We start from the raw sequence: 5,277 nt of genomic DNA, 5'->3' as shown, positions 1-5,277 counted from the left end.
GATGCCGGTGCGCTGGACGAGCTGCTCGCGGAGTGGGAGGCGCGGGGTGTTCGGGCCCGGCGGATCCCGGTGGACTACGCCTCGCACACGGTGCATGTGGAGTCGCTGCGGGAGGAGCTGGGGGAGGTGCTGGTGCCGGTGGTGCCGGTGGCGCCGCGGGTTCCGTTCCTGTCGACGGTGCACGGCGGCTGGGTCGACGTGGCGTCGGGTGATCTGGGGGCGGAGTACTGGTACCGCAACCTGCGTCAGACGGTGCGGTTCGAGGAGGCGGTGGGTTTCCTGCTGGGGCAGGGGCACCAGGCGTTCATCGAGGCCAGTCCGCATCCGGTGCTCACGATGGGCATCGAGGAGACCGCCGAAGCGCTCGGCCACCCCATGGCGACGGCCGTCGGGTCGCTGCGCCGCAATGAGGGCGGCCTGGAACGGCTGCTGACCTCCTTCGCCGAGGCGTACGTCCACGGCGTCACCATCGACTGGCAGCGCCTGTTCGCGGGCCAGGGTGCCCGCCGTATCGACCTGCCGACCTACGCCTTCCAGCACGAGCGCTACTGGTGGAACAGCCCGGCCGCCGTGTCGGGCGGCGCCGCCGCGGCCGGCCTCGGCCTCGACGCCGCAGAACACCCGCTGCTGGGTGCCGAGGTGACCATCGCGGCCACCGATGAGCAGCTGTTGACCGGACGTCTGTCCCTGCGCACCCACCCGTGGCTCGCCGACCACGCCGTGGCGGGCACCGTCCTGCTGCCCGGCACCGCCTTCGTCGAGCTGGCGGCCCGGGCCGGTGAACGAGTCGGCTGCGAGCTGGTGGAGGAGCTGACCCTCGCGGCGCCGCTGCTCCTGCCCGAGCAGGGCGGGACGGCCCTGCAGGTGGTGGTGGGAGCCCCGGACGAGAACGGACGCCGACCGCTGGGCCTGTACGCCCGGCCGGACGGCGGCTCCGCCGACGTCCCCTGGACCCGCCACGCCAGCGGGACGCTGGCCCCGGCCACCACGGTGCCGGATGCCGGGGAACCGGACGGCGGACAGTGGCCGCCCGCCGGCGCGGTCGCCGTCGAGTTGGACGACTTCTACGACCGGGTGGCACTGGACGGGTACGAGTACGGACCGGCCTTCCAGGGCGTGGCCGCTGCCTGGCGGCACGGTGACGACGTGCTGGCCGAGGTGCGCCTGTCGCCCGAGCAGCACGACGACGCAGGCACCTTCGGCCTCCACCCGGCTCTGCTCGATGCGGCGCTGCAGACCGCGCAGCTCGGATCGTTCTTCCCCGCGCCGGACTCGGCCGGGAGCCCCGACGGCGGCACCGGACGGGCACGGCTGCCGTTCTCCTGGTCCGGCGTCTCGCTGCACGCCACCGGCGCCGCCGCACTGCGGGTGCGCATCTCCGCCGCCGGGCCGGAGGCGATCTCGGTGACCGCCACCGACGAGACCGGCCGGCCCGTGCTGACCGCCCAGTCCCTGGTGATGCGGCCGGTCACCGCCGCCCAGCTGGGCGCCGCCCGCGGCGCTGGGCGGGACGCCCTGTTCGGGCTGGAGTGGGTCGCGTCCAGCGCGCACGAGGGCGCGCCCGAAGCCGCCGGCATGTGGACCGTACTGGGAGCCGACGACGCCAAGCTGGGCATGGCCCTGGAGTCGGCCGGCGGCCTGGTCATCACGCATCCGGACCTGGCAACGCTGCGCGCGGACCTGGCCGGCGGCGCGCCCACCCCGGACGCCGTGGTCCTGCCGGTCATCGCCTACGGCGCGGACGGAGCCCTGATGGACACCGTCCACGCGCAGACCGCCCGCGTCCTGGAGGTGCTGCGCGGCTGGCTGGCCGAACCGGCGCTGATGACCACGCCGCTCGTGGTGGTCACCCGGGGCGCGGTCGCGGTGGAGCCCGGCGAGGACGTCACCGACCTGGCCGCCGCGGCGGTATGGGGCCTGGTCCGGTCGGCGCAGACCGAGAACCCCGGCCGGTTCGTGCTGGTCGACCTCGACGACCAGGAGCTTTCCACCCTCGAACTGCCCGTGGTCCTGCCGGGCGGCGAGCCGCAACTGGCGATCCGCGCGGGCGCCGCCCTCGTACCCGTCCTCACCCGGACCCCGCCCCCCGCCGAGACCGCCCGGCCGGCCGACGCCGAGGGCACCGTCCTGATCACCGGCGGCACCGGCGCCCTGGGCCGTCTGCTCGCCCGGCACCTGGTGGCCGAACACGGCGTCCGGCACCTCCTGCTGGCCAGCCGTCGCGGCGCACGGGCCGAGCACGCGGCGGCTCTCGTGGCCGAGCTGGCCGAGTTGGGCGCCCAGGTCACCGTGGCGTCCTGCGAGGTCGAGGACCGCGCCCAGCTGGCGGCGCTGCTCGACACCGTCAGCCCCGAACACCCGCTGACCGGGGTCGTGCACGCCGCGGGCGTCCTGGACGACGGGATCATTGAATCCCTGGATCCGCAGCGCCTGTCCCGCGTCCTGCTGCCCAAGGCGGACGCGGCGGCGCACCTGCACGAGCTGACCGCTGGGCAGGACCTGCGCTTCTTCGTCCTGTTCTCCTCCATCGCGGCGACCTTCGGCAACGCGGGACAGGGCAACTACGCGGCCGCCAACGCCTTCCTCGACGCCCTGGCCCAGCACCGGCGGGCCCACGGGCTCCCCGCGACCTCGCTGGCCTGGGGGCTGTGGGAGGAGACCAGCGGCATGACCGGAGCCATGGACGAGGGCGACCGGGCCCGCCTCGCCCGCCGGGGCGTCACACCGCTTCCGACACACCAGGGACTGGCGCTGTTCGACCTCGCCCGGGCCGTCGACCGACCGCTGCAGCTGCTCGTCCGGCTGGACAGCGCCGTCCTGGCCCGCTCGGAGGGCGGGGCCGACGCCACACCCGGGCTCTTCCGACAGCTGGTCCGCCGGCCCGCCCGGCCGACCCGGACCGGCGGCGCCGAGGCGGCGCAGACCCTGGAGCAGCGGTTGGCGCCGCTCTCCGAGGAGGAGCAGAGGCGCCTGCTGCTCGACCTGGTGCAGGGACAGCTGGCCGGTGTGCTGGGACACCGGACACCAGGCGCGATCCGGGCCGAGCAGACGTTCAAGGAACTCGGCTTCGACTCACTGACCGCCGTGGAGTTCCGCAACCGGCTGAGCTCGGCCACCGGGCTGAGGCTGTCGGCGACCCTCGTCTTCGACTTCCCGACCCTCAGCCTGCTCAGCGACCACCTGCACGGGCGGCTGGTCCAGCAGACCGTGACGGACGGCTCGCCGTTGGAGGAGCTCGACCGCCTGGAGGCCGCCGTCGCGGCGATCAGCACCGACGAGGGCCTGCGCACCAAGGTCACCGCCCGGCTGGAGAACCTGCTGACCAAGCTGGCCAGCGGGCGGGTGCCGGGGCTGGAGGCGGGCCCGGAGCCCGCCGCGGTCGGCGAGCGGCTCCAGGCGGCCACCGCCGACGAGATCTTCGCATTCATCAACAACGAGCTGGGGCGTTCATCATGACGCCTCGCGGCTGCGGACGTCCGAACGACCTTCAGGGATTGGTGTTGCATGGCGACTGAAGAGAAGCTCCTCGACCACCTTCGGTGGGTCACGGCCGAGCTGCACCAGAGCCGCCAGAACCTGCGTGAGCTTCAGGAGGAGAAGCACGAGCCGATCGCGATCGTCGCGATGAGCTGCCGCTTCCCGGGCGGCGTCCGGTCCCCCGAAGACCTGTGGCGGCTGGTCGCCGACGGCGCCGACGCCATCTCGGAGTTCCCGGTCGGCCGCGGCTGGGACCTGGCCGGCCTCTACCACCCCGATCCCCAGGCGCCCGGCAAGTCCTACGCTCGGGAGGGCGGGTTCCTGCACGACGTCGACCAGTTCGACGCGGACCTGTTCGGCATCGCGCCCCGCGAGGCGCTGGCGATGGACCCGCACCAGCGGCTGCTGCTGGAGACCTGCTGGGAGGCGTTCGAGCGGGCGGGCATCGTGCCCGCCTCGCTGCGGGGCAGCCGCACCGGGGTCTTCGTCGGGGCCATGCAGCACGACTACGGGACCGGCCTGCGGGACCTGCCCGACGGCGTCGAAGGCCACCTGTCGACCGGTGGCGCCGGCGGGGTCACCTCCGGCCGCATCTCCTACACCTTCGGCCTCGAAGGCCCGGCCATGACGGTGGACACCGCCTGTTCCTCGTCGCTGGTCTCCCTGCACGTCGCCAGCCAGTCGCTGCGACAGGGCGAGTGCGACCTCGCCCTGGCCGGCGGGGTGACCGTCATGTCCACCCCCCTGCTGTTCACCGACTTCAGCCGCCAGCGGGTCCTGTCGCCCGACGGCCGCTGCCGGTCCTTCGCCGCCACCGCCGACGGCACCGGCTTCGCCGAGGGCGCCGGCGTGCTGGTGCTGGAGCGGCTCTCGGACGCCGAACGCAACGGGCACCCGGTGCTGGCCGTCCTGCGCGGCAGCGCGGTGAACCAGGACGGTGCCAGCAACGGCCTGACCGCGCCCAACGGGCCGTCCCAGGAGCGCGTGATTCGCCAGGCCCTGGCCGCCGCCCGACTGGAGGACCACCAGGTCGACGCCGTCGAGGCGCACGGCACCGGCACGAAGCTCGGTGACCCGATCGAGGCGCAGGCGCTGATCGCCACGTACGGCAGCAACCGCCCGGCGGAGCGGCCGCTGTGGCTCGGCTCGTTGAAGTCGAACATCGGTCACACCCAGGCGGCCGCCGGTGTCGCCGGTGTGATCAAGATGGTGATGGCGATGCGGCACGGCGTGCTGCCGCGCACCCTGCACGTGGACGAGCCCACTCCCCACGTGGACTGGGCCGCCGGGACGGTGTCGCTGCTGACCGAGCCGGTGAACTGGCCGCGCCGCGAGGAGCCGCGCCGCGCCGCGGTGTCCTCCTTCGGCATCGGCGGCACCAACGCCCACCTGATCCTGGAGGAGGCCCCGCCCGCGCCCGACAACGGGCACACCGAACGCACCGGACCCGAGACCGTGCTGCCCTGGGTCCTCTCCGGCAAGTCCGCGGCGGCCCTGCGGGCGCAGGCCCGGACGCTGGCCGACTTCCTGGCGGCCAACCCGGATGCCGATCCGCGCGACACGGCCTACTCGCTGGCCACCACCCGGGCACTGCTGGGACACCGCGGCGTGGTCGTGGCCGGGGACACCGGGCAGGTGCAGGGGGCACTGCGGGCTCTCGCCGACGGGACTCCGGCCCGTCACGCCGTCACCGGCGAGATCAAGGCCGCCGGTCGTACGGTGTTCGTGTTCCCGGGGCAGGGGTCGCAGTGGGCGGGGATGGCTGCGGGTCTGCTGGAGGAGTCGGCGGTGTTCGCCGCT

The 5,277-nt window shown here is 74.2% G+C and carries 2 protein-coding genes; both read left to right on the top strand.

The genetic code is table 11. The features are described from left to right. On the top strand, positions 1 to 3,456 hold a 3,456-nt coding region (locus ACIRYZ_RS46070), incomplete at its 5' end, for an SDR family NAD(P)-dependent oxidoreductase (protein WP_402955618.1). Between the two features lie 48 nt (positions 3,457 to 3,504). Beyond that, the coding region (locus ACIRYZ_RS46065) for a type I polyketide synthase (RefSeq protein WP_402955615.1) at positions 3,505 to 5,277 on the top strand (1,773 nt) is incomplete at its 3' end.

This window comes from Kitasatospora sp. NPDC101155, assembly GCF_044768305.1.
Lineage (GTDB): Bacteria > Actinomycetota > Actinomycetes > Streptomycetales > Streptomycetaceae > Kitasatospora.
This window is presented reverse-complemented; position numbering and strand designations above follow the sequence as displayed.